We start from the raw sequence: 23,405 nt of genomic DNA, 5'->3' as shown, positions 1-23,405 counted from the left end.
CCGCGCCTCAGGAGGTGCTGGCCGCCTTGGTGGTCTCCGCACGGGAGTCCGTGCGGTAGAAGCCGGAGCCCTTGAAGGTCACTCCGACCGAACCGAACAGCTTGCGCACGGGGGCGGTGCACTCGGGGCATTCGGTGAGCGCCGAGTCGTGGATGGACTGCACCGCATCGAACGCGTTGTCGCACGCGGTGCACGCGTAGGAGTACGTAGGCATGCGCACATTCTACGCGGGAAGAGCGAATGCCCCCTCGGGTGTCACCACCATGTCGACCCCGAGGTCATGCGGCTCGCGCGGGAGCGGGTCCGTCACGGCGTCCCTGACCTCGTTTGCGAACGCGAGAGCGATGATCGGCGTGCCCGGTCGCGCGTCCATGAGCGCGCGGTCGTACCACCCGCCGCCCTGACCCAGGCGCGTGCCGCGCGTGTCGACCGCGAGCGCAGGGACCACGATGACGTCGGCCTCCGCCAGGGTCGCGGACGGGAGGAAGTCGCCGCTCGGCTCGGGCGGGCGGCCGGGGGCGCGCTCGACCAGGTCCTCGACGCCGCGGTACACGCCCCAGCCGCGCTGCAGCCCGTCTCCGAGGAGGGGAATGAGGACGCGCACGCCGCGGCGGTGGAGCTCCTCGATCAGCGGGTCCGTGCCCGGCTCGTGCGGCCGTGAGGCGTAGACGGAGACGCAGCGCGCCTCCTGAATAGCGGGCAGCGCGAGCAGGTGGTCGCGGAAGGCCGCCGCGGCCTCGTGGCGGCGGCGTTCGCTCCTGTGGAGCCTCTCGCGTCGAATGGTCGCCCGGAGATGGGCCTTCGCCTCGTCCGGCTCGGGCGTGCGAAGAAGACCTTCGGACATCGGCGTCATGGGAACCATTGTGCCAAAGTTCGGTAAATCTTTGTTCCACTGTGGGCAAGTCCCTAGGCTCGAGCCATGTGTCCGCCGCCCGTCACGCGCAGCCTCGACCAGCATCGTGCAGCCGTGAACGCCGCGCTCGCTCCCATCCCCGAGCTCAGCGTGCTCGTCGGGGACGCCGCGGGGGCCACGCTCGTCGAGCCGCTCGTGGCTCCGGCGCCGCTGCCGTCGTTCGATGTGGCCGCGTGGGATGGCTACGCGGTGCGCGCCGCGGACGTCGCGGAGCCCGTGGTGCTGCCCGTCGCGCACGAGGTGTCGTTTGCCGACCGAGGACCCCGGCGTCACCTGCCGGCGACGGCGGCGCGGATCGCGTCGGGGCAGGCGGTGCCCGCCGGAGCGGATGCCGTGGTGCCGCTCGCGGCCACCGACCGCGGTGCGGCAAGGGTCGGGCTCGCGGGGGGCATCGTCCCTGGCAGTGGAGTCCTGCCTGCGGGACACGGGGCCGCGGAGGGCCGCGTCCTCGTGCCTGCCGGGCGTCGACTCGGGGGCCGTGAGGTCGCGCTCGCCGCGTCGATCGGGCGCGCGCGTCTCACGGTGCGTCCCGTGCCGCGGGTGGTCGTGGTCGCCACGGGTTCGGAGCTGATCGACCCCGGCACCTCGCGCGCGGGTGTTCCCGAGGCGACCGCGCACCTCATCGCGATCGCCGCGCGCACGGCGGGGGCACGAGCCTCGCGCGTGGGCCCCGTCCCCGACGATCCGGCGACGTTGCGGACCGCGCTCGAGGACCAGCTGGTCCGCGCCGACCTCGTGATCGTCACGGGCGGGCTGAGCGACGGGGAGAGTGACACGGTGGTGGCGGTCCTGAGCGAACTGGGAGAGGTGGACGATGTCTCGCTCGCCTTCGCGCCGGGGTCTCGTCACGCATTCGCGATGGTGGGGGAGGACGCGCGGCGCGTTCCCACGATCGCCCTTCCGGGCAATCCCGCCGCCGCGGCGCTCGCGTTCGAGGCGTACGTGCGGCCCGCGCTGCGCCAGATGTGCGGATTCACGGAGGTGGCTCGCCCCGCGGTGCGGGCGCGCCTCGACCGTGGGTGGTCGTCTCCCGCCGGCGTCACCCAGGCCGTGCCGGTGCGCCTGGGGCTGGACTCCGGCGGCGTGGTGACCGCGGCCCCGACGTGCGAGCCGGGCCGCGTGTCGCTCGCGGCGCTCGGAGACGCCGACGGCATCGCGTGGGTCGAGCCTGGCGTGACGGCCGTACAGGCGGGCGACGTCCTGCGGTGCACCGTGTGGGACGACTGAGTGTGGGACGACTCATGGGCGACGCCGACGTGATTGAGTCCTCGGGGCTGCGCCTGCGGCCCTGCGTGCGCGCGACGCCCGCGCGTGGATGGATCTGCGCGAGGCCAACCGTGACTGGCTGAGGCCGTGGGAGGCGTCCGCTCCCCCCGAGGCCGGTCACGAGCCCATGTCGTTTCGCGCCTTCGTGCGTCTCGAGCGCGCGCAGCGGCGCCGGCTCGAGGCGATCCCGCTCGCGATCGAGGTGGACGGCGCCCTCGTGGGCCGCGTCGCGATCGCGGGGATCCAGTGGGGCGCACAGCGGGCCGGTTCGCTCGGCTACTGGATCGCGCAGGACCACGCGGGTCGAGGAATCGCGACCCGCGCTGCCGCGCTGCTCGCGGATCACGGGTTTCGGGCGGGGCTGCACCGCATCGAGATCGCGATCCGCCCCGAGAACGCCGCGAGCCGGCGCGTCGCGGAGAAGTTGGGCTTTACGGAGGAGGGCATCCGCCGCTCTCACCTCTACATCGACGGTGCCTGGCGAGACCACGTGGTGTTCGCCCGGACTCAAGACGAGCCGCGGACCGGCCGATATTGGGAGACCGGCGCCTGACACGCCGCGCACCCTCCCGCGCTCGCGGGCCGGGCGGCCGTACCGTCGTGCCATGCCTCCCGCTGGACTCCTCGCGATCATCGCCCTCGGCATGGTGCTCGCCTACGTGATCCCCCAGCGGATCAAGGAGCGCTCGGACTATGCGCTCGTGCGCACCGAGGACCGCTTCTCTGCCGAGATGCGGGTGGTGAAGACCACCGCCGAGCGTCTCGAGAAGCCCGTCTCCCGTGCCTCGTCCGACTCCGGCGAGGTGCCCCTGTTGGTGACCGGCGCCGCGAGGGCATCGATCGTCAAGCTGGGCGCCGACGCGATGTCCCGTCCCGCGGGCCCGATCGACAAGGCCGCTACCTCGGCGCAGCGTCAGCTGATCGCGATGCGCGCGGACCGTGCGAGCGTGCTCGCCGAGCGTCGCGCTCGTGCGCGTCGGCGTGCCCGCGTCGCATTGGGAACGGCCGTCTTCGCCGCCCTCGCATGGATTCTCGTGAGCTTCGGGGTGGTGCACCCCGCCGTGGCGGCGGTCGCCACCGGACTGTTGGCCGGAGTCGTCGTGCAGGGCGCACGCGCCGCCGCCGCTCAGCGTCGCGTCGACGCCAGGATCGCGCTGGTAGCCCGCGAGGTGGGCGCCGCCGCGACCGCGACGCAGGCGCTGCGCCAGGTGAGCGCCGAGCGTGCCGCCGGACGCGACGCCCAGCCGTCCGACGTCGCGACCCAGGCGATCAAGATCGTCACCGCGGCGGACCTTGCGCCGCTCGCGGCACCCGCACCGACCCCCGTGGTCACTCAGGCGCCCGCGGTGGCCCGGACCGCCGAGGAGTCGGCGGCGTGGAGCCCTCGCGAGATGCCCGCGCCGTCGTACACGCTCAAGGCGCAGGTGCGTCCGGGGCAGGCCCGACCGCTCGAGGACGGCGATATCGCCGCCGCGTCCTACCGCGCGGTCGAGGGTGAGGCCGCTCCCGAGGCCGCACCCGCAACCACGGGGTCGCTCGACGCGATCCTCGCTCGCCGCCGCTCCGCTTCCGCGTAGCGCTTCAACCCTCGACGGCGCTCGGGTCCTGCGCGCTTGCTCGCGCCTCGATCGCCTCTCGGACCACCTGGCGGAGCGACTCGATGATGATGGCGGCCGCGATGAGCGCCGCCGCCATGGGGAAGGCCGCGCTTCTGGTGAGCGTCATGATGAAGGAGAAGGCCCACTCGCCGACCTCGGCGTTGGCGCCCATGCGCTCGACGACCGCGGTGTAGAGGTTCGTCCCCCACGTGAGGACGATCGTTCCCACCGCGGCGAGGGCGATCCCCCAGCCGAGGCACTTCTTGGACGAGTCGAGCATGCTTCCCCCAGGATGCGGTGTGCGTCGAAGGCCACGGTGCCAGGCAACTCGTGCCGCCGCAACCGGTCGCCGCGTCTCGCGCATCGCCTGGTGTGATTCTCAGGCCGAATCCGGCCTTAGCGCATCGTCTGGTGCGATTCGCCGCTGGTCCCCGGGCGGTGCCGAGGCTGACAGAAGGCGGCGACCCCCACCACGACACTGCAGCAGCTACGCGCCCACCCGTGCCCTGTCAGGGAGCAGCGCGAACAGCCTGTCGAATACCTCGACGCGGTCGAACTGCATCGCATGCTCGCGCGCGCGGTGCTCCCACCACTCGCGGTCGGCGTCGTCGAGCCCAGCCGCGCACACGTTGAGCGCGACCGTCAGCGCCGACGGGTCGCCGTGCGGCACCACTACCGCGGTGTCGCCCACCGCCTCGAGGATTCCGCCGGTGTCGCACGTGATGACGGGCCCGCCGCCCGCGAGCATCTTCTCGACCAGCGCGATCCCGAAGGTCTCGGTGAACTCCGGAGCGGGACGGGACGGCAGCGCATACGCGGAGCACGCGGCCATGAGGTGCGCCTTCTCGTCGTCGCCCACGTCCTCGAGGAAGACGATCCTGTCGCGCGCGGCGGAGCGCGCCGCGACCTCGCGGAAGTACGGAAGGTCGGGACCGCGGCCCGCGATCACGAGCGTCTGGTCCGCGCACGACTCCGCCGCCGCGAATCCGCGGATGAGGTCGTCGACGCCCTTGGCACGCTGGAGGCGCGACAGGTAGAGGACGTAGCGGCCGCGCGCGAGGTCACGCGCCGCGAGCACGCGATCCGTCTCGGAATCGTCGCGCACCAGGTATGCCGAGGTGTCGATCGCCGGATACGAGATGCGCACCCGTGCCTCGCACTGCGCCGCAAATGAGGTCCCGTACACCGCGTCGAGCTCCGCCGCCGAGGCCACGATCACCTCCTTGGTGTACCGCGACACCGCGACGCACACGTCCTGCGACAGGTACGTCGACAGCACCGCTGCGGCCGCCCCGAACTCGCCGTGGTCCACCGCGGAGCGCACCACATCGGTGATGTCCGAGCCCACCGCCTCGGCGATGGTCGTGACGTTGACCGGCAGCCCCGTGGTGCGCGCGATGCGCAGCGCATCGGCGACGGCGGTCGTGTGGGGGTGCAGGTAGAGCGACATCGCGACCGTGGGCACGCCGTCCGTGAACAGCTCGACCAGCCGGCCCACCATCCCCGCGAGGTAGCGCCCGTCGGGAATCTTGTAGCCGCCCACCGGTCCGGGACGCTCGACCGTGATGCCCGCCGAATAGGGCAGCACGGTGTCGAGTGGCTTGAGCGGCAGCCCCGTCTCCTCGAGGCGGTCCAGCGGCCACGTCACGATCCGCACGTCGTCGAAGCCGCGCGTGAGCGCGACCTCGGCGAGGTTGCGCGCCTCGCCGGAATGCCCGCAGATCACCGGATCCGCGCGGACCACGATGACCAGCCTGCGGCGAATCTTCTGGGTCATGATGCCTCCTTCACGGGTGCCGGCTCGGGCGATGAACTCAGGGAGGGGGACGATGCTCGCGGCCCCAGTCGCTCGGGGAGTCGCCGAGCACGAAGCGCAGCTCGCCGCCGCGGTGGACGTCGCAGCCGTCCAGCCAGGCGCCCTCGACGGGCTCGCCGTCGAACGTCACCGACCTCACGTATTGCACCGGCCCGCCAGGGATCGGCTCGACGAAGTTCTCCGCCACGATCGTCAACTCGCCGCGCGCGACGCGCATCGTGGCGCGCGCAAACGCCGGCGGGTGGAGCAGGAACAGGTTCTGGCCCGCGACGGGGAACAGCCCCAGGCACGCCCACACGAACCACGAGGACAGCCCGCCCGAGTCGTCGTTTCCCGGCAGTCCCCCGCGTCCCGGCCCGAACATCTGATGGACGATGCCGTGGACCACCTCCGCGGTCCGGTCCGGCCTCCCCGCGTAGTGGTAGGCCCACGGGGCCTCCATGTCGGGCTCGTTGTTGAGTCCCTCGAAGCGGCCCAGCCCGTAGCCGGCCGCCATCTCCTCGGGGCTCGGCCGCTCACCCGGTTGGACCACGGCATCGGCCCCGTAGCCGAAGAACGTGTCGAGGAGCGCGACGAAGGCGGCGTCGCCGCCGGCGAGCGCGATGCGCGCGGCCATGTCGTGGAGCAGGCGGAACGAGTAGTTGAAGCGCGTGCCCTCGTAGTACGTGGACGCGCCCAGGAGCCCCGTGGCGGGGTCGAAGGCGTTGCGCCAGCGGTCGGCGAGGGGCGCGTACTCGGCGACCAGGGCATCGTCCCCCAGGAGGCCCGCGACCTGCGCGGTGCACCAGTAGCCGTAGGCGATGTCGAGGGTGTGGCTGAGCGGCTCGGCGCGTCCCTGCAGCAGGAACTCCTCGCCGTAGGTGCGGCGCAGGTCGGTCTGCATGTGGACGAGCGCCCAGTCCCAGTCGATGCCGGAGATGCCCAGCTGCGCGAGGTCGGACAGCAGGGTGTGCGCGAGGGCGCTGCCCTGGCGGCTGAAGCGGTCCGAGCCGCGCGCCATGCGATAGCCGATGGGCAGGTTGCCCTCCTGCTCGCAGATGCTGAGCAGCGCGGTGGCGAGCTCGGCCGCGCGGTGGGGGAGCAGCGCCGTGAGCAGGGGCAGCTGAGTGCGGTAGATGTCCCACATGGTCGACACGTCGAAGACGAAGGGGCCCTTCTGGGGCCAGAACGGGCTCTCGTTGGGCGCGAAGCACGGCTTGATGAGCGAGTGGTACAGCGCCGTCGCGAAGACCTGCCGGCGCTGGGCGTGGGGGGTGTCGACCGTGATCGCGTCGAGCAGTCCTCGCCAGGTCTCGCGCGTCCCGGCGAGCCGGGAGTCGAACGTGCCCAGCTCGCCCAAGTCAGCGTGGAGGTTCGTGCGCGCCTGCTCGACGCCGCGCAGCGAGAAGCCGATCCTCAGCTCGACCGCCTGTCCCTCCTCGGACGGTCCCGCCCACATGAGCCCGAAGCTGCGCAGCGTGGTGGGGCGGATCGAGTCGAGGTCGAGGCGCTGGCCTGCGGGCATGAGGCGGCGGTCGTACCAGAGCATCTGGCGCCAGGACTCGGCGTCGCACTCGACGTAGATCGCGAGCGGCACGCCCTCCACGACGATCTCGCCCTGCGCGATCCCAGGCTCGACGGACTCGAGACGGGCGCGCAGCGGCACGGTCGCGCCGTAGGGGATGGTGAGCCCTCCCGTCGACAGGTCGACCACGACGCGCGCGTTGGGGTGGGCGGGGAAGCGGTAGCGGTGGATCATGCTGCGCGGACCGGCGACCAGCTGCGCCTCGATGCCGTTCTCGAGGGTTGCGGAGTAGAGGCCCGGCTCGGCGTGCTCGTCGATGAGGTCCCACGTGCGTCCGAGCTCGTCGAGCGGCTCGATCATGGGCGTGACGCGGAAGTAGTTGTAGTACTTGCGGATCGCGCCGGTGCCCGACTGCTGGAAGTGCGTGAATCCGGAGGCTAGTGGGCGGTCGTGCAGGCGCGTGGGGACGCCCTCGGTCGAGAGGTCATAGAGGCCGTAGCCCGTGGGGTAGGCACCCGAGTAGGCGCAGGCCGACACCATGCCGAGGGGGAAGCACGCCCCCGGGTGGGTGTTGCCCACCTGCGGCTTGGGCCACCACCACGTGGCGGCGAGACCGGTCGGGGCGGGCAACGCGGTGGCCTCGGTGCCGATGAATGGATCGACGTCGTCGTACACGGCACCTCCTCCCGAGTGGCGGGCGCGCTCCCTTGCGCGTCCCCTTGGTCGAGACGGTAGGCGCCCGCCGTGTCCGTCCCATTGCGCAAGTGTGACGAACTCTTTAACTCTTCGCGCGGCGAGGCAGCGGGGCGGGTGGCGGAGGGACGATGCCGGGGCCGGCTCGGGCGGCCGCAGTCGGTGTTCGCGGGCCATCCGGCGGGGTGCTAATCTATTCGAGCACTTGGGGCTGTGGCGCAGTTGGTAGCGCGTCTCGTTCGCAATGAGAAGGTCAGGGGTTCGATTCCCCTCAGCTCCACCACGGAAGGGCCCGCCACGGCGGGCCCTTCGACGTTTCCGCCCCCGCCGGCGACGCGGCATGCTGGTGACCTCAGCCACGGACGGGGAGCACACATGTCACAGCGCACGGCGGTCGTCACCGGAGCCAGCAGCGGAATCGGCGCCGCGAGCGCACGCGCCCTGGCGGCGGACGGGTGGCGCGTCATCGTCGGCGCGCGGCGGGTCGATCGCCTCGAGGCGCTCGCGGGAGAGATCGGCGCGACCGCGATCGAGCTCGACGTCACGGACCAGTCCTCAGTGGACGCCTTCTGCGCTCGCCTTGACGCGTGCGACCTGCTGGTCAACAACGCGGGTGGAGCCTTCGGCTCCGCGTCCATCGCGGACGCCGACCTCGACCAGTGGCAGGCGATGTACGACGTCAACGTGCTCGGGACGCTCCGCATGACCAAGGCGCTGCTGCCCGCGCTCATCGCGAGCGGTGACGGCCAGGTCATCACGATCGGCTCGATCGCGGCGCGCGAGCCCTATAGGGGCGGCGGCGGGTACAACGCGGCCAAGCACGCCGTCGCGGCCCTCACCAGGGTGCTGCGCATCGAGATGCTGGGCCAGCCGGTGCGCGTGTGCGAGATCGACCCCGGCATGGTCGAGACCGAGTTCTCCCTGGTCCGCTTCGACGGCGACGCCGACAAGGCCGCGCAGGTCTACCAGGGCCTTACCCCCATGGCGGCCGAGGACATCGCCGAGGCCGTGCGCTGGGTCGCGGCGCGCCCGAAGCACGTCAACATCGACCAGATGACGATCCTCGCGACCGCGCAGATCTCCGCGCAGGTCGCCCACCGCGAGCCCTAGGCGGCTCCGGGCTCCGGCTCCGGCTCCGCGCGCGCGGTGAGTTCGACGCTCGCCCACACGTCGAGGTAGACCTTGAGACCGAGCGTGGTCGCGCGCACCCGTGGACATGGCAGCCCCATGGATGCCGTGGCGGACCAGGCGCCCCGGCATGTGCGGCCCGCCGCGATGAGCGAGCGCAGCCCGCCCGCGTGCCACTGTGCGCGCTCGGCCGCGATGAGGTCCGAGCCCGGATCGAGCCTGCCGAGCCATCGCGCGAACAAGAGCGATGCGATGCCGCCCGCGCTCGCGACCGCATAGATCGGCGGCGAGGCCTCGGTGGAACGGGGCACGAGACCTCCAGGTGGCGCGCACCGTTCGGGTCTCATCCTGCCGTGCCGATGCCCGGAGCGCGCGGGGTACCCTGGTCGGGCGCTCGCGCGCGTTGGCTCACAGTTTGCTGAGAATCGACGCGATCGGGGAACCAGAAGGACCGCCCGTCGGTTGCCTGGGCGAACCCGCGCAGCGCGCCTGCCGCGACGGCCGCGGAGAACCCCGTGAGGAGATTCATGAAGAAGAACGTGCTCACCGCGTCCGCGCTCGGCATCCTTGCCGTGCTCGGCCTCGCCGCGTGCAGCCCCGCGTCGGAGACGGGCGGCTCGCCGTCGCCCTCTGCCTCCGCCTCGGCAGACACCTCCGCGGCCGATGCCGCGGCGCTCGAGACCATCACGTGGGAGGACGTCGACGGCGTCCCCTCGCTGACCTTCGACACCCCGTTCACGGTGGGCAACGTCGCGACCCGCGCGATCAACGCCGGCGATGGCGACACGATCGAGGCCGGCCAGAACGTGGCGCTCGACTACGTGGTCTACGCGGGCGCCGACGCGTCGCAGATCTACTCGACCTACGACTCCGGCGTCCCCGAGGTCGTCAGCCTCGTCGAGGGCCAGGTTGTCGCCGACCTCTACGACGCGCTCGTGGGACAGCAGGTGGGCGCCGACCTTCTCTACGTCTACCCCGACGACTCGACCGAGGACGGCACGGCCGTCATCATGGCCGTCACCGTCGCCTCCGCGGTGACCCCGCTCGAGAAGGCCGAGGGCACGGCCGTCGAGCCGGCGGCGGGCCTTCCCGCCGTGACGCTCGACGAGACCGGCAAGCCGTCGATCGACTTCGCCGGCGCGGGCGACATGCCGACCGAGCTCGTGGTCCAGCCGCTCATCGAGGGCGAGGGTGCCGAGGTCGCCGAGGGCGACCAGGTCACCGTCCACTACACCGGTTGGCTGTGGGACGGCGAGCAGTTCGACTCGTCATGGGACCGCGGCGCCGCGGCGTCGTTCACCCTCTCGTCCGGCTCGCTGATCGACGGCTGGGTGCAGGGGCTCGCGGGACAGACCGTCGGCAGCCAGGTGCTGCTCGTGGTGCCGCCGGAGCTCGCGTACGGCGAAGAGGAGTCGGATTCGATTCCCGCGAACTCGACGCTCGTGTTCGTGGTCGACATCCTCGCCGCGAACTAACGCGGCACACACGACAGCGGCCCCGGCGGAAGCCGGGGCCGCTGTCGTTGTCTCTGGGGGGGACGATGCCCCACGTGCCTACGCGGCATCGTCGCCTTCCGCGGCATCGTCCTCAATGACTGCGTACGTGTGGCCGGTGTTCTTGACGATCGCGGCAAGGAGCGGCGCGGCAGGTAGCGCCAAGGAGGCGCACCTCGGGTCGGCGCGCGCGACGCTCGGCTCCATGGCCATGGAGGACAGTCGGGGGCTGGTGACGTCGTTCGCGATCCGTGCATCGATGAGCACCCACGCCAGCAGCACGACTTCCCCCGATGCCTGTGCCGATGAAAGGGACACGCGTCGACACGAACCGTACGAACAGCGCGGGCGGAGTGGTGTCGATCAGGTCGAGACCCCGGTGGTCAAGACGACATTGGCGCGACGACGCCCACGACTCCGCACAGTGCATCCACGGCGGTGGCTGACATACCGGTCAGCTCGCTCGCGACCGGTCTGCCGCTTCTGCGCCCGGGCTCTCCGGGGGTGGAGGGGGCCGTGACAGGATGCGCACATGGAACGTCGACTCAGCGCCCGGCTCGATCTGCACGCCTCGGGTCCCGCACGACTCGTGCTCGCCGTGGCGGTGAGTGACGGCCACGACCGCGAGGAGTCCCTCGCCGTGACCCAGGCGGGGCGCGAGTGCGCGTGGAGCGAGCTCGCCGATTCCCACGGGGGCCGCCTGCACGTCGTGGACGTGGGGGAGGGGCCCGTGAACGTCGCGTACGACGCCCTGGTGCGGGGCATGGCGGCTCCGGTCGCCGTTGCGCCGCTCGACGAGGTGACGTACCTGCGGCCCAGCCGCTATTGCGAGTCGGACACGCTGGGGCCCACGGCGGTCGCGCAGTTCGGCGGACTCGCGGGGCACGCGCTGGTGGAGGCGGTCGCCGCGTGGGTGCGCGGGAGCCTCGCGTACGTGTCGGGGGCGAGTTCCCCCACGGATGGGGCGGCGGCGACGATGCTCGCGCGGGCGGGTGTGTGCCGTGACTTCGCCCACCTGGTGGTCGCGCTGCTGCGTGCGTGCGACCTGCCCGCGCGGGTGGTCGCGGTCTACGCCCCCGGCCTCGAGCCGATGGACTTCCACGCGGTCGCGGAGGCGCTGGTCGACGGCGAGTGGTGGGTGATCGACGCCACGGGTCTCGCGCCGCGGTCGACCATGGTGCGCATCGCGACCGGCCGCGACGCGGCGGACACGGCCTTCCTCACGAGCATCGGCGAGGGCGTCGACCTGGTGTCGATGTCCGTGAGCGCCACCGCGCAGCCCTTCACGGTGGAGGACGCCGTCGACGGCCCGGGCGCGCGTGTGCGGCTCGGCTGAGACTCGCGCGGACTCTACGCCAGTCGCCACGCGACGCGGGGCGCCGCGACCAGCGAGAACAGGTCCTTGGGGTCGGCGGGATCGGCGATGAGGTCGACGCTGCCCGCGTGCGCGGTGCCGCCCACGCGATCGAGGAGGAACCGCAGGGCGGTGAAGTCCTCGAGCGCAAAGCCCACCGAGTCGAAGAGCGTCACGTCCGCCTCGCTCTCGCGCCCAGGTGCCCCGCCCGTGAGGACCCGCCACAGCTCCGTCACGGGATGGTCGGCCGCCACCTGCTGAATCTCGCCCTCGACGCGCGTCTGCGGCTCGTACTCGACGAAGACGCTTGAGCGGCGTACCAGCGCCGCATCGAGCTCTGTCTTTCCGGGGCAGTCGCCGCCGATCGCGTTGAGGTGCACGCCCGGCGCGACCATGGCGTCCGTGAGAACCGTCGCGTAGGCCTTGTCCGCGGTGCATGTGGTGATGATGTCCGCGCCCTCCGCCGCGTCCGCCGCGGAGCGCGCCCTCACGAGCTCCACCCCAAGGGAATCGGCGTGACGCTCGAGCTTGTCGAGGGCCGCGGGGTCGGTGTCCCATGCGCGCACGGTGTCGATGCCCACGACGTCCCGCATGCCCAGGATCTGGAACTCCGCCTGGCTGCCGGCGCCGATCAGGCCGAGCACGCGGGAGCCCGGGCGCGCGAGGTGGCGCGCGGCCATCGCCGAGGTCGAGGCGGTCCGCAGCGCCGTGAGGATCGTCATCTCGGCGAGCAGCACGGGATAGCCGCTCGCGACATCCGCGAGCATGCCGAATGCGGTCACCGTCTGGAGCCCGCGCGAGGGATTACCGGGGTGTCCGTTGACGTACTTGAAGCCGTAGGATGCCGCGTCCGCGATGGGCATGAGCTCGATCACTCCCACCGGGGAGTGGGAGGCCACGCGCGCGACCTTGTCGAACTCCGGCCACCGCCGGAAGTCCGCCTCGAGGTAGGGAACCAGGTCGCGAATCAGCGCGGCGGCGCCGTGCTCTCCGACCCACTGGCGCATGAGCGGGACGTCGACGAAGGTCACCATGGTTGCTCCTCGGTGGTGAGGGGAGTGGCGGGAACTCTCGAGGCCTCCCAGGGGTTGAGGGAGGGGGACGCGACGATGCGCGAGTGGCCGAGCATGGACGTCATGGTTCCTCCTCCCACGCCCAGTGTTTCAGTGAATAGTTGATGGTTTCGTCCTGAGTGCGCGGCATCCGTGCGAGAATAGGCGCTCACGTGCAGGTTGCTTGCGAAGGGGTGGAGATGTCGATCGACGATCTGGACCGGCGGATCATCGACGAGCTGCGGATCGACGGTCGCGCGAGCTACGCGGAGATGGGCACGCGGATCGGGCTGTCGCCCTCGGCGGTCAAGAGGCGTGTCGACCGCATGGTCGCCGACCACGTGATCCAGGGCTTCCGCGTAAGGCTCGACCCGGATCTCGACGGCGCCGGAACCGAGGCTCACGTCGAGCTCTTCTGCCGCGGCACGGTGGCGCCCGAGGACCTGCGCCGCATCCTCGAGGGCATCCCCAACGTGGTCGAGGCGTTCACGGTGACCGGTCAGGCCGACGCTATCGTGCGCCTGCGGGCGGCGACGATGCCGGACCTAGAGGCGGCGCTCGAGAAGGTGCGCCTCGCGCCTCAGGTCGACAAGACTCGCTCGGCGATCATCCTGTCCAGGCTGGTCGAGAACCGCGAGGGATAGCCGCGCGGCTCATACCCAGCTGGGCAGCCACATGTGGAGTTGCCAGTAGCCGAACGGGATGGGCGTGCCCACCCATAGCGGCATGAAGAGCGCGGACACCACGAGGATGGCCGCGACCACGCCGCCCGCGACAAGGACGCCCCTGCGCGACCACCCGCCTTCCAGCCGATCCGGCTGGGCGATCCGCCGCAGCGCCCACACGAGCACGAGCACCATGAAGGGCGCGAACGCGACCGAGTAGAACGTGAAGATCGTGCGGTAGGCGTACGGCAGCCACGGCACCCAGCCCGCGAGCACTCCGGCCGCGACCGTGAGTGCGAGCACGTCGCGGTGGCGGAGCACGCGCCACAGCGCCCACGCGAGCGCGGCGGACGCGAGCCACCACAGCACGGGGTTGCCCAGCGCGTGGATCGCGCTCACGCACCGCTCGGCTCCGCACGCCGCGTCGACGTCCTCGAAGTGGAAGGCCGTGGGCCGCCACTGGAGGGGCCAGAACCACGGATTCGACATGTACGGGTGTTCCGTGGTGAGCCCCGTGTGGAAGTCCCACATCTGCTGGTGGTAGTGGAGCAGGGAGTTCAGCGAGTCGGGCAGCCACGTGACGCCCTCGCCGGGGTTGTCACGCGCCCAGTTCCTGCCGTACGAGCCGTCCGTGACGAACCAGTTCGCCCACGTCGCGACGTAGACCACCGGGACCATCACGAGCGTCGCGACTCCCGCGGGCACTGCGCGCGCCAGCGTCCCCGCGAACCACCGCTCGACCCCGACCGCGCGGCGATCGACGGCGTCCCACAGGACGGACAGCAGCAGGAAGGCCGCCGCGAAGTACAACCCCGACCACTTGGTCGACGCCGCGAGGGCGAAGGCGAGGATCGCCGCGAGCCGCCACCAGCGCACCCCGGTGCGAGGGCCGAGGCCCGCGAGCGGGGCATCGGCGCCCCATCCCGCCGCGGCGCGCGCTGCCGCCGCGCGGCGCTCGAGGAGGGCGCGGGTGCGGTCCCTGTCGATCACGAGCAGCCAGAAGCCCAGCACCACGAAGAACGTGAGGAAGCCATCGAGCAGCCCGGTGCGCGACAGCACGATCGCCTGGCCGTCGACCGCGATGAGCACGCCGGCCACTGCGCCCCACACCGTCGACCGGAACAGGCGCCGCGCGGCGAGCGCGACCATGACCGCGATCGCGGCGCCGAGCACCGCTCCCACCACGCGCCAGCCGAACGGCTCGTTGCCGAAGACCGCGATGCCCAGCGCGATGAGCAGCTTGCCGACCATGGGGTGCACCACGAAGTCGCCCTCGGTGGTGAGTCCCGAGGTGTCTCCAGTCGCGAACGCGGCGTCGTCGCCCGTCCAGTCCCCCTCGAAGCCGAGCGCGGTGAGCGAGTAGGCGCCGCGCACGTAGAAAACTTCGTCGAAGACCAGGGCATGGGGCTCCGAGAGCGCGGCGAGGCGCAGCAGCGCGGCGAGGGCTCCCACGCCGGTGGCCATGAGGGCGGCGCGCCAGCGCCACAGCGTCGCGAGATTCACACGCGAAGCCTAGCCGGGAGGCTCCCGCGCGAGTGCCGTGTGGGACAGTGGGGGCATGACTGGCCGGATCGTGCTCGCGGCGACCCCGATCGGTAACGCGGGGGATGCCTCCGACCGGCTCCGTGACGCGCTCGCGACCGCCGACGTCGTCGCCGCAGAGGACACGCGCCGCACGCGCGACCTCGCGACGCGTCTGGGGCTGCGGATCGGCGGCGAGCTGATCGCCGTGCACGACCACAACGAGGGCGAGCGTGCCGCCGTGCTCGTCGAGCGTGCGGCGGCGGGCCAGACGGTCGTGGTCGTGTCCGATGCCGGGATGCCCACCGTCTCTGACCCCGGCTTCCGCGTCGTCGAGGCCGCGGCCGCGGCGGGCGTGGACGTCACCGTCCTGCCCGGGCCGTCCGCCGCGCTGACGGCGCTCGCGCTGTCGGGACTGCCCACGGATCGCTTCGCGTTCGAGGGTTTCCTGCCGCGCAAGGCGGGCGAGCGCGCGGGCAGGCTCGCGTCCCTCGCGACGGAGGACCGCACGCTCGTGTTCTTCGAGGCTCCGCACCGGCTCGCCGCCACGCTCGCCGCGATGGCGCACGCGTGGGGCGGCCAGCGCCGCGCGGCGGTGTCGCGCGAGCTCACCAAGACGTATGAGGAGACGCGGCGCGGCACGCTCGACGAGCTGGCGGAGTGGGCCAGCGCGTCCGAGCCGCGGGGAGAGATCGTCATCACGGTCGGCGGGCGCCCGGTCGAGTCGCTCGGCCTGCCAGCTCTCGTGGCGGAGGTGCTCGCGCGCGCCGCCTCGGGTGAGCGCGCGAAGGACGCGGTCGCGGACGTCGCGGCGACCGCTGGCGTGCCCAGCCGCGAGCTGTACGCCGCGGTGCTCGAAGCGCGGTCCTCGCGATGAGGGTCTCGCACGCGCCGGTGTATCGGCGCAGGCGGTTCGTCGCGGCCGCGTGCGCGGTGGCGATCGTCGGCATGGGGCTGGGCATGCTGACTGCGGAACTGTGGAGCGTGCACTTCGGCAGCCGCGTGGAGGCCGCGCCCGTGGCCCCGGTGACGCCGGGCTCGGCGACCCCGGCATCGTCCCCCTTGCCTCCGACGCGCCCACCTCGAGCGCCACTCCCGTGGTGACGGCCTCGCCAGCGCCGGTCGCCTCGCCGGTGCTGGGTTTTGACGCCAGCGCCCACAGCGTGGACGACCCCGACTCGATCTGGGTCGTGGTCAACAAGGCGCGGCCGATGGTCCCCCAGGACTACGAGCCCGCGGATCTCGAGACCGTCGAGGGGGCGAGTGGCACGCGTCTGCGTGCGGAGGCCGCGGCGGCGCTCGCGGGCCTGCGGGACGCGGCGCGCGCGGCGGACGCCGACTTCGCGATGTCGACCGGCTTCCGCGACCGCGACCTCCAGGGCTCGCTCTACACGACCTACGTCGAGCGGTCGGGCCAGGTGCGCGCGGATCGCTATTCGGCGCGCCCCGGGTTCTCGGAGCACCAGACCGGTCTCTCCGTCGACGTGCACGCGGGAGGCTGCGACCTGCAGTCGTGCTTCGCGGTCACCCCGGCGGGGAGGTTCCTCGCCGAGCACGCGTGGGAGCACGGGTTCATCGTGCGCTATCCCGAGGGCAAGGAGGACGTCACGGGATACATCTTCGAGCCGTGGCACCTGCGCTACGTCGGCACCGAGTTGGCGGCCGAGATGAGGGCGCGCGGGGTCGCCACGCTCGAGGAGTTCTTCGGCCTCGATCCCGCCCCCGACTACTCCTAGCGGCCCGGATTCGGGCCGCCCGGCGAACACTAGGATGGTCGCCATGTCACGCATCCTGTCCGCCGTCGCCTGGCCGTACGCGAACGGTCCCCGCCACATTGGTCACGTCGCCGGCTTCGGCGTCCCGTCGGACGTCTTCAGCCGGTACATGCGCCTCGCGGGCCACGACGTCCTCATGGTGTCGGGCACGGACGAGCACGGGACGCCCATCCTCGTGCAGGCCGAGGGCGAGGGGGTGAGCCCCCAGGAGCTCGCCGACCGCTACAACAGGGTGATCGTCGAGGACCTCACGGCGCTCGGCCTCAGCTACGACCTCTTCACGCGCACCACGACGGGCAACCACTACCAGGTCGCGCAGGCGATGTTCCGTGCCGTCCACGCGAATGGCTACATGATCTCGCAGACCACGCGCGGCGCGATCTCGCCGTCGACGGGCCGCACCCTGCCCGACCGCTACATCGAGGGCACGTGCCCCCTCTGTGGCTACGACGGCGCGCGCGGCGACCAGTGCGACAACTGCGGCAACCAGCTCGACGCGATCGACCTCAAGAACCCCGTCAGCCGGATCAACGGCGAGACCCCCAAGTTCGTCGAGACCGAGCACTTCTTCCTCGACCTGCCCGCGCTGGTGCAGCCCCTCACCGACTGGCTGGGCGCGCGCCACGGTTGGCGCCCCAACGTGCTCAACTTCTCGCGCAACCTGCTCGCCGACGTACGCCCGCGCGCGATGACGCGTGACATCGACTGGGGCATCCCCGTCCCGCTCGAGGGCTGGGAGGACAATCCCGCCAAGCGACTCTATGTGTGGTTCGACGCGGTGATCGGCTACTTGTCCGCGAGCATCGAGTGGGCGCGCCGCTCGGGCGATCCCGACGCGTGGCGGCTGTGGTGGAACGACCCCGCCGCGTTGTCCTACTACTTCATGGGCAAGGACAACATCACCTTCCACTCGCAGATCTGGCCCGGCGAGCTCATCGCGGCCAACGGCCGCGGGGCGCGCGGCGGACAGCTGAGCGAGTTCGGGGACCTGCAGCTGCCCACCGAGGTGGTGTCGAGCGAGTTCCTCACGATGGAGTCCGCTAAGTTCTCGTCGTCGCGCGGACACGTGATCTACGTGCGCGACATGCTCTCGCGCTACCAGCCCGACGCGCTGCGCTACTTCATTGCCGTCGCGGGCCCCGAGACGTCGGACGCGGACTTCACGTGGGCCGAGTTCAAGCGCCGCACCAACGACGAGCTGGTCGCGGGCTGGGGCAACCTGGTCAATCGCACCGCGTCGCTGCTGCACAAGAACGTGGGCGAGATCCCCGCGCTGGGAGAGCTCGCGGACATTGACCGCGCGGCCCTTGCCGCGTCGGAGGCCGCGTTCGGGCAGGTGGGGGAACTCATCGCGACGCAGCGTCAGCGCGCCGCGGTCTCCGAGGCCATGCGCGTGATCGGCGATGCGAACAAGTACCTCGCCGAGACCGCGCCGTGGAAGCTCAAGAACGAGGACCCCGCGCGCATGCGCACCGTGCTCGCGGTGGCGGCCCAGCTGGTGTCCGACGCGAACACGATGATGTCGCCGTTCCTGCCGCACAGCGCGCAGAAGGTGCACGAGGCGCTGGGCGGCACGGGCGTGCTCTCCCCCATGCCCCAGATGGTCGAGGTCGACGACCTTGACCTGCCCGACCGCCACTACCCCGTCATCCAGGGCGACTACCGCGGCGGGGCGTGGGAGCGCACCCCGCTCGTGGCGGGCACGCCGGTGCCTCCGCCGTCACCGGTCTTCACCAAGCTCGACGACGACATGGTCGAGTCCGAGCTCGCGCGGATGGCGGACGAGTAGCCGATGCGTGCGGGAGCCTGGCCCCCGCGCCCGAGGCGCTGCCGGTGGCCGTGGTCGACAACCACTGCCACCTCGAGTTCCCCGCGGGGGAGCCCGAGCTGACGGTCGAGGCGCGCCTCGCCGAGGCGGCGGCGGTGGGCGTGGACCGCGTGGTGCAGATTGGCTGCGAGCTCGAGTCGGCGCGCTGGACGGCCGATGCCGTGGAGACCTTTCCGTCCCTCGTGGGCGGGGTGGCGCTCCATCCCAACGAGGCGCCTCTGCACGCGGCGGGCACCCATCCGAGCGGGGTGGGTTACGCCGACGCCTTCGCCGAGATCGCGGCGATCGCGCGGGGCGAGCGCATCCGCGTGATCGGGGAGACCGGCCTGGACTTCTTCCGGACCTCCGAGGACGGGCGCGACGCCCAGGTGGCCGCGTTTCGCGACCACATCGCGCTCGCCAAGGAACTCGACCTACCCCTGCAAATCCACGACCGCGACGCCCACGCCGAGGTTCTCGACGTGCTCGAGCGAGACGGCGCCCCCGAGCGCACGGTGTTCCACTGCTTCTCTGGCGACGCCGCGATGGCGCGGCTGTGTGCTCACCGCGGCTACTACCTGTCCTTCGCGGGAACGGTCACGTTCAGGAACGCGGCGGGCCTGCGTGCCGCGCTCGCGGTGACCCCGCTCGAGCGCGTCCTCGTCGAGACCGACGCGCCCTTCCTGACCCCTCATCCGCACCGCGGTGCGCCCAACGCTCCCTATCTGGTGCCGCTCACGATGCGCACCATCGCGCAGGTCAAGGAGGTCGATCTGGGGCTCGCGTGCACCACGATCTCGCGGACGACGGAAAGCCTGTACGGTCCCTGGTAGACCGGCGGATGTGGGCCATCCCACACGTCGTGCCCTTCAGGCTCGGCTGGCGCGTTCCGTGATCACTATGAGATAAAGGGCGTCAGAGAAGGCGACCGTGGCGGCTGTGATGCCCGGCCGCAGACGAGAGGACCTACGTGAGTTATCGACGTTCCAACCCCATGCCCGGGGGCCGGCGCGAGCGCCGCAACCGGCGCGGTGCGAGGATCCGAGTGCTGACCCAGGTGGGCGCCTCCGTCGCGATCGGATCCTTCGCGATCGGCTCGATCGCGGCCGCCGCGGTGCCCGCGCTCGACGCGAATCGCGAGCTCGCCATTCAGGCTGACCTCGCGGCGCTGCCCGAGATCGCCACGGATTCCGATGCCGCGGTCGTGACCACCGAGACTGAAGAGGTCGCGCTCGAGCCGGGCTCGGTCAAGAAGGACGACCCCAACCTCGAGAAGGGCACCGAGCAGGTGGTGACCGAGGGCAAGGCAGGCTCCGAGGTCGTGACGTACGACGTCACCTACGTGGGCGGCGTCGAGGTGTCGCGCGTCGAGAGCGTCACGGTGACCGTCGAGCCCCCGACTGACGAGGTCATCGCGGTCGGCACGCGCGAGGAGCCCGCCGTCCCCGCGACCTCCTCCGTCTCGCCGGGCACCGCCCGCGCGCTCGGTCAGCAGATCGCCGCGGACATGTATGGCTGGTCGGGAGACCAGTGGGCATGCCTCGACGCGCTGTGGGCCCGCGAGTCCGGCTGGAATCCCAACGCCCACAACCCGTCGTCGGGTGCGCACGGCATCCCGCAGGCGTTGCCGGGATCCAAGATGGCATCCGCGGGAGCTGACTGGGCCACCAACCCGTCGACGCAGATTCGCTGGGGACTGGGCTACATCAAGGGCCGCTACGGCACGCCGTGCGGAGCGTGGAACCACTCCGAGACTAAGGGCTGGTACTAGAGCCGGTGGCGCGCCTCCTTGGTCCCACCGACATCCGTCACCTCGCCCAGGCGCTCGACACCGCCCCCCACAAGAAGTGGGGACAGAACTTCGTGGTCGATGCCGGCACGGTCCGCCGCATCGCCCGACTGTCCGGCGTCGGCGCGGGCGACCACGTGGTCGAGGTGGGGCCTGGGCTCGGCTCGCTGACACTCGCGCTGCTGGAGACGGGCGCCGACGTCACCGCGGTCGAGATCGACCCCGTTCTCGCCGGTGCGCTACCCGCCACCGTGGCCGAGCGCGCGCCCGAGGAGGCCGCCCGCTTCACGTGCCTTCCCGCGGATGCCCTGCGCATCGGCGCCGCCGACCTGCCCGACCCGCCCACGGCGCTCGTCGCGAACCTCCCGTACAACGTGTCCGTGCCGGTGATCCTGCACTTCCTCGAGACCTTCCCGAGCCTCGAGCGCGTGCTCGTCATGGTGCAGGCCGAGGTCGCCGATCGGCTCGCCGCCCCGCACGGGTCACGCACGTACGGCGTGCCGTCCGCGAAGGCCGCGTGGTACTGCGCCGTGCGCCGCGCGGGCGACGTGGGCAGGGCGGTGTTCTGGCCCGTGCCGCGTGTCGATTCGGCCCTCGTCCTCATGGAGCGGCGCGAGCCGCCGGCGACCACCGCCTCGCGGGCGGAGGTCTTCGCTGTGGTGGACGCCGCGTTCTCGCAGCGGCGCAAGGCACTGCGCGGTGCGCTGTCGACGCTCGCGGGCTCGCCCGCTGCCGCGGAGGCGGCGCTGCGCGGCGCGGGCATCGAGCCGCTCACGCGCGGCGAGCAGCTGACGATCGTCGACTTCGCACGGATTGCCGAATCTCTCGCCTCTGGCAGGCTGGACCAATGACCAGGACCGTCCGCGCGAAGGCGCCCGCCAAGGTGAACCTGCAGCTCACCGTGGGCCCCCGCAGCGAGGACGGCTACCACCCGCTCGCGACGGTGTTTCAGGCGCTCGACCTGTGGGAGATCGTCGAGGCGACTCCTCGCACCGACGGCCGCATCACGCTCGCGGTCGACGCCGCGGCCGGATCGCTGATCGACACGGCCGGGGTTCCCGTCGACGAGTCGAACCTCGCGTGGCGCGCCGCCGAGCTGCTCGCGGAGTCCTACGGCATCGCGGACGGCGTCGACCTGAGGATCGTCAAGGGAGTCCCCGTCGCCGGCGGGATGGCGGGAGGATCGGCCGATGCTGCCGCGGCCCTCGTCGCGTGCGCGGAGGCCTGGGACGTGGGGGCCTCGCGCGGGGCACTCGCTGGCCTCGCGGCCCGCCTGGGTGCGGACGTGCCGTTCAGCCTCCACGGCCACACGGCGGTCGGCATGGGCAGGGGCGACGTGCTCACCCCGGCGATGTCACACGGACAGTTCCACTGGGTGATCGCGACGCAGGCCGCGGGGTTGTCGACGCCGCTCGTCTTCGCGGAGTACGACCGCAGGGTCGACGAGGGCGCGCAGTCGCCCTCCGAGCTCGCGGTGTGCACCGAGGTCATGACGGCGCTCATGGCGGGGGACCCGGTCGCGCTGGGGGCCTCCCTCACCAACGACCTCGAGGCGCCCGCCCTCGCGCTCATGCCCCGACTCATGCAGGTGCTCGAGGCGGCCGAGGCCGCCGACGCGTGCGGCGCGATCGTGTCGGGATCGGGCCCCACGGTGGTGGCGCTCGCGCGCTCGCGTCAGCACGCGCTCGCGATCGCGGCTCACCTGCGCGCCGCCAAGGTGGCCGATGCCGTGCTCACCGCATCGGGCCCGGCCGGCGGGACCGTGGTGATTCAGGACTGACCCGAGGTCAGGCGGAGGGCCTGGCCTTGAGCGCGTCGCGGATCTCGGTGAGCAGCTCGATCTCGGTGGGCGAGACGGCCTCGTCGGGCGCGGGCTCGTCCTTCTTGCGGCGTGCGGCGAGCGCGTTGAGCGGCGCGACCACCATGAAGTACACCGCAGCGGCGACGGTAAGGAACGTGAAGAGTGCGTCGAGCACGAGGCCGATCGAGAACTCGGCGCCGTTGACCGTGAAGTTGCCCACCGACGTGAGGTCGGGCTCGCCGAAGATGGCGGCCACGAGCGGCGTGATGACGCCGGTGACGATCGCGGTGACCACCGCGGTGAAGGCGGTGCCGATCACGACGGCGACCGCGAGGTCGACCACGTTGCCGCGCGTGATGAAGGCCTTGAATCCCTGGATCATTGCGTCTCCCGAGGTAGCGGTGCGCCCGTGCCGGCGCACACCAGCACTCTAGCGACTGGCGGCTCAGCTTTCAGGGAGATCCGGGCGCCTCTCGAGCGAGGACAGCCCATTCCACGCGAGATTCACCAGGTGGGCAGCGACCACGTGCTTCGACGGCTCGCGGACCTCCGCCCAGTGCTGACCCGTGAGCGCGACCATGCCCACCAGCATCTGCGAGTAGAACGGCGCCGCGGCCGGATCCAGTCCACGCTTGCGGAACTGGTCCGCGAGCAGGCCCTCGACCTGGGCGGAGACGTCGCCCAGCAGCGAGGAGAACGTCCCCGAGGCCTGCGCGACGGGGGAGTCGCGCGCGAGGATGCGGAAGCCGTCGGGGGAGTCCTCGATGTAGCCCAGCAGCGCGAGCGCCGCGCGCTCGACGAGCTGGCGGGGATGCGCCTTCTGCGACAGCGCCCCGGTGAGCGCCCCCAGCAGCCCCTCGACCTCGCGGTCGACGATGACCGCGTACATGCCCTCCTTGCCGCCGAAGTGTTCGTAGACCACGGGCTTCGAGACGTCGGCGCGGGACGCGATCTCCTCGACGGACGTGCCCTCGAATCCCTTCTCTGCGAAGAGAGCGCGACCCACGGTCAGCAGCTGCTCGCGGCGCTCGCGCGCTGTCATGCGCGAGCGGGGGATGCGGCGTGGTTCGAGGGTCACGGGGTCCAGTGTGCCGTGAATCCTGGCAGACTGGTCGCCCGGGAAGCGGCGCGCCCCGCGCGACCGCCCCGTTCCGCCCTGGTGTAACGGCAGCATGCGGGCCTTTGGAGCCCTGCGGTAGAGGTTCGAATCCTCTGGGCGGAGCCGTGACG

The 23,405-nt window shown here is 71.8% G+C and carries 26 protein-coding genes and 2 tRNA genes; 17 read left to right on the top strand and 11 right to left on the bottom strand.

Annotated features, from left to right (window positions below; all coding sequences use genetic code 11):
• Nucleotides 1-7 precede the first annotated feature (7 nt).
• On the bottom strand, nucleotides 8-214 hold the full coding sequence (locus QUE44_RS08275; RefSeq protein ID WP_286214058.1) for an FmdB family zinc ribbon protein: 207 nt from the start codon (nucleotides 212-214) through the stop codon (nucleotides 8-10).
• 9 nt (nucleotides 215-223) lie between these two features.
• Complete coding sequence (locus QUE44_RS08270) at nucleotides 224-853, bottom strand: 5-formyltetrahydrofolate cyclo-ligase (RefSeq protein ID WP_286214056.1); 630 nt, start codon at nucleotides 851-853, stop codon at nucleotides 224-226.
• Between the two features lie 66 nt (nucleotides 854-919).
• Here QUE44_RS08270 and QUE44_RS08265 point away from each other — a divergent pair, with 66 nt between their 5' ends.
• The 3 genes from QUE44_RS08265 to QUE44_RS08255 all read left to right on the top strand — a co-directional run bounded on the left by QUE44_RS08265 (nucleotide 920) and on the right by QUE44_RS08255 (nucleotide 3,756).
• Nucleotides 920-2,140, top strand: coding sequence for a molybdopterin molybdotransferase MoeA (locus tag QUE44_RS08265; protein ID WP_286214055.1), 1,221 nt, complete (start codon nucleotides 920-922; stop codon nucleotides 2,138-2,140).
• A gap of 61 nt (nucleotides 2,141-2,201) precedes the next feature.
• On the top strand, nucleotides 2,202-2,732 hold the full coding sequence (locus QUE44_RS08260; RefSeq protein WP_433997194.1) for a GNAT family N-acetyltransferase: 531 nt from the start codon (nucleotides 2,202-2,204) through the stop codon (nucleotides 2,730-2,732).
• A gap of 52 nt (nucleotides 2,733-2,784) precedes the next feature.
• Nucleotides 2,785-3,756 carry a hypothetical protein gene (locus tag QUE44_RS08255; RefSeq protein ID WP_286214051.1) on the top strand — a complete coding sequence of 324 codons (972 nt, stop codon included), beginning with the start codon at nucleotides 2,785-2,787 and terminating at the stop codon, nucleotides 3,754-3,756.
• A 4-nt stretch (nucleotides 3,757-3,760) separates the two neighbouring features.
• Here the strand turns inward: QUE44_RS08255 and QUE44_RS08250 are convergent, their stop codons facing one another.
• The 3 genes from QUE44_RS08250 to QUE44_RS08240 form a co-directional block, all read right to left on the bottom strand.
• Nucleotides 3,761-4,057 carry a hypothetical protein gene (locus tag QUE44_RS08250; RefSeq protein WP_286214049.1) on the bottom strand — a complete coding sequence of 99 codons (297 nt, stop codon included), beginning with the start codon at nucleotides 4,055-4,057 and terminating at the stop codon, nucleotides 3,761-3,763.
• A gap of 207 nt (nucleotides 4,058-4,264) precedes the next feature.
• Nucleotides 4,265-5,554, bottom strand: coding sequence for a glycosyltransferase (locus tag QUE44_RS08245; RefSeq protein ID WP_286214047.1), 1,290 nt, complete (start codon nucleotides 5,552-5,554; stop codon nucleotides 4,265-4,267).
• A 37-nt stretch (nucleotides 5,555-5,591) separates the two neighbouring features.
• Entirely contained in the window at nucleotides 5,592-7,772 is a 2,181-nt protein-coding gene (locus QUE44_RS08240; protein ID WP_286214045.1) for a glycoside hydrolase domain-containing protein, read from the bottom strand.
• A 225-nt stretch (nucleotides 7,773-7,997) separates the two neighbouring features.
• On the opposite strand from QUE44_RS08240, the gene QUE44_RS08235 reads away from it, so the two are divergent.
• Together QUE44_RS08235 and QUE44_RS08230 are read left to right on the top strand one after the other, a co-directional pair.
• A tRNA-Ala gene (locus QUE44_RS08235) sits at nucleotides 7,998-8,073 on the top strand.
• Between the two features lie 92 nt (nucleotides 8,074-8,165).
• Nucleotides 8,166-8,900, top strand: coding sequence for an SDR family NAD(P)-dependent oxidoreductase (locus tag QUE44_RS08230; RefSeq protein ID WP_286214042.1), 735 nt, complete (start codon nucleotides 8,166-8,168; stop codon nucleotides 8,898-8,900).
• Here QUE44_RS08230 and QUE44_RS08225 read toward each other — a convergent pair.
• Nucleotides 8,897-9,229, bottom strand: a complete 333-nt coding sequence (locus QUE44_RS08225; protein ID WP_286214040.1) for a hypothetical protein — start codon at nucleotides 9,227-9,229, stop codon at nucleotides 8,897-8,899. The genes QUE44_RS08230 and QUE44_RS08225 overlap by 4 nt on opposite strands.
• A 216-nt stretch (nucleotides 9,230-9,445) precedes the next feature.
• Between QUE44_RS08225 and QUE44_RS08220 the strand changes: the two genes are divergently transcribed.
• Nucleotides 9,446-10,393, top strand: a complete 948-nt coding sequence (locus tag QUE44_RS08220; RefSeq protein WP_286214039.1) for an FKBP-type peptidyl-prolyl cis-trans isomerase — start codon at nucleotides 9,446-9,448, stop codon at nucleotides 10,391-10,393.
• Between the two features lie 78 nt (nucleotides 10,394-10,471).
• Here the strand turns inward: QUE44_RS08220 and QUE44_RS08215 are convergent, their stop codons facing one another.
• A complete protein-coding gene (locus QUE44_RS08215; protein WP_286214036.1) occupies nucleotides 10,472-10,729 on the bottom strand; it encodes a hypothetical protein in 258 nt (85 codons plus the stop codon).
• Between the two features lie 214 nt (nucleotides 10,730-10,943).
• Here QUE44_RS08215 and QUE44_RS08210 point away from each other — a divergent pair, with 214 nt between their 5' ends.
• Nucleotides 10,944-11,747, top strand: coding sequence for a transglutaminase-like domain-containing protein (locus QUE44_RS08210; protein ID WP_286214034.1), 804 nt, complete (start codon nucleotides 10,944-10,946; stop codon nucleotides 11,745-11,747).
• A 14-nt stretch (nucleotides 11,748-11,761) separates the two neighbouring features.
• On the opposite strand, the gene ocd is transcribed toward QUE44_RS08210, so the two are convergent.
• On the bottom strand, nucleotides 11,762-12,799 hold the full coding sequence (gene ocd, locus QUE44_RS08205; protein ID WP_286214032.1) for an ornithine cyclodeaminase: 1,038 nt from the start codon (nucleotides 12,797-12,799) through the stop codon (nucleotides 11,762-11,764).
• A 218-nt stretch (nucleotides 12,800-13,017) separates the two neighbouring features.
• Between ocd and QUE44_RS08200 the strand changes: the two genes are divergently transcribed.
• Entirely contained in the window at nucleotides 13,018-13,461 is a 444-nt protein-coding gene (locus QUE44_RS08200; RefSeq protein ID WP_286214030.1) for an Lrp/AsnC family transcriptional regulator, read from the top strand.
• Between the two features lie 9 nt (nucleotides 13,462-13,470).
• On the opposite strand, the gene QUE44_RS08195 is transcribed toward QUE44_RS08200, so the two are convergent.
• The gene (locus QUE44_RS08195; RefSeq protein WP_286214029.1) at nucleotides 13,471-14,985 is read right to left on the bottom strand and encodes a dolichyl-phosphate-mannose--protein mannosyltransferase; all 1,515 of its coding nucleotides are present in this window, start codon (nucleotides 14,983-14,985) and stop codon (nucleotides 13,471-13,473) included.
• A gap of 55 nt (nucleotides 14,986-15,040) precedes the next feature.
• Between QUE44_RS08195 and rsmI the strand changes: the two genes are divergently transcribed.
• From rsmI to QUE44_RS08155, 8 genes are all read left to right on the top strand, one after another.
• Entirely contained in the window at nucleotides 15,041-15,880 is an 840-nt protein-coding gene (rsmI, locus tag QUE44_RS08190; protein ID WP_286214027.1) for a 16S rRNA (cytidine(1402)-2'-O)-methyltransferase, read from the top strand.
• The gene (locus QUE44_RS08185; RefSeq protein ID WP_286214026.1) at nucleotides 15,877-16,107 is read left to right on the top strand and encodes a hypothetical protein; all 231 of its coding nucleotides are present in this window, start codon (nucleotides 15,877-15,879) and stop codon (nucleotides 16,105-16,107) included. Before rsmI ends, QUE44_RS08185 begins: the two co-directional genes overlap by 4 nt.
• Nucleotides 16,104-16,739 (top strand): M15 family metallopeptidase, encoded by a 636-nt coding sequence (locus tag QUE44_RS08180; protein ID WP_286214025.1) that lies wholly within the window; start codon nucleotides 16,104-16,106, stop codon nucleotides 16,737-16,739. The genes QUE44_RS08185 and QUE44_RS08180 overlap by 4 nt, the downstream gene beginning before the upstream one ends.
• A 43-nt stretch (nucleotides 16,740-16,782) precedes the next feature.
• Nucleotides 16,783-18,567, top strand: coding sequence for a methionine--tRNA ligase (gene metG, locus QUE44_RS08175; protein ID WP_286214024.1), 1,785 nt, complete (start codon nucleotides 16,783-16,785; stop codon nucleotides 18,565-18,567).
• A gap of 44 nt (nucleotides 18,568-18,611) precedes the next feature.
• Entirely contained in the window at nucleotides 18,612-19,418 is an 807-nt protein-coding gene (locus QUE44_RS08170) for a TatD family hydrolase (RefSeq protein WP_350226816.1), read from the top strand.
• Between the two features lie 212 nt (nucleotides 19,419-19,630).
• Nucleotides 19,631-20,356, top strand: coding sequence for an aggregation-promoting factor C-terminal-like domain-containing protein (locus QUE44_RS08165; RefSeq protein ID WP_286214023.1), 726 nt, complete (start codon nucleotides 19,631-19,633; stop codon nucleotides 20,354-20,356).
• Between the two features lie 5 nt (nucleotides 20,357-20,361).
• Entirely contained in the window at nucleotides 20,362-21,225 is an 864-nt protein-coding gene (gene rsmA, locus QUE44_RS08160) for a 16S rRNA (adenine(1518)-N(6)/adenine(1519)-N(6))-dimethyltransferase RsmA (protein ID WP_286214021.1), read from the top strand.
• On the top strand, nucleotides 21,222-22,154 hold the full coding sequence (locus QUE44_RS08155; RefSeq protein ID WP_286214020.1) for a 4-(cytidine 5'-diphospho)-2-C-methyl-D-erythritol kinase: 933 nt from the start codon (nucleotides 21,222-21,224) through the stop codon (nucleotides 22,152-22,154). Before rsmA ends, QUE44_RS08155 begins: the two co-directional genes overlap by 4 nt.
• A 7-nt stretch (nucleotides 22,155-22,161) precedes the next feature.
• Here QUE44_RS08155 and mscL read toward each other — a convergent pair whose 3' ends face one another.
• A complete protein-coding gene (gene mscL, locus QUE44_RS08150) occupies nucleotides 22,162-22,557 on the bottom strand; it encodes a large conductance mechanosensitive channel protein MscL (protein WP_286214019.1) in 396 nt (131 codons plus the stop codon).
• Between the two features lie 63 nt (nucleotides 22,558-22,620).
• Entirely contained in the window at nucleotides 22,621-23,217 is a 597-nt protein-coding gene (locus tag QUE44_RS08145) for a TetR/AcrR family transcriptional regulator (RefSeq protein ID WP_286216726.1), read from the bottom strand.
• A 108-nt stretch (nucleotides 23,218-23,325) separates the two neighbouring features.
• Here QUE44_RS08145 and QUE44_RS08140 point away from each other — a divergent pair.
• Nucleotides 23,326-23,397, top strand: a tRNA-Gln gene (locus QUE44_RS08140).
• Nucleotides 23,398-23,405: the final 8 nt, after the last annotated feature.

Source organism: Demequina sediminis, from assembly GCF_030296675.1.
GTDB classification, from domain to species: Bacteria; Actinomycetota; Actinomycetes; order Actinomycetales; family Demequinaceae; genus Demequina; species Demequina sediminis.
The sequence above is the reverse complement of the archived record's forward strand: the minus strand, read 5'-3'. Positions and strand labels throughout refer to the sequence as shown.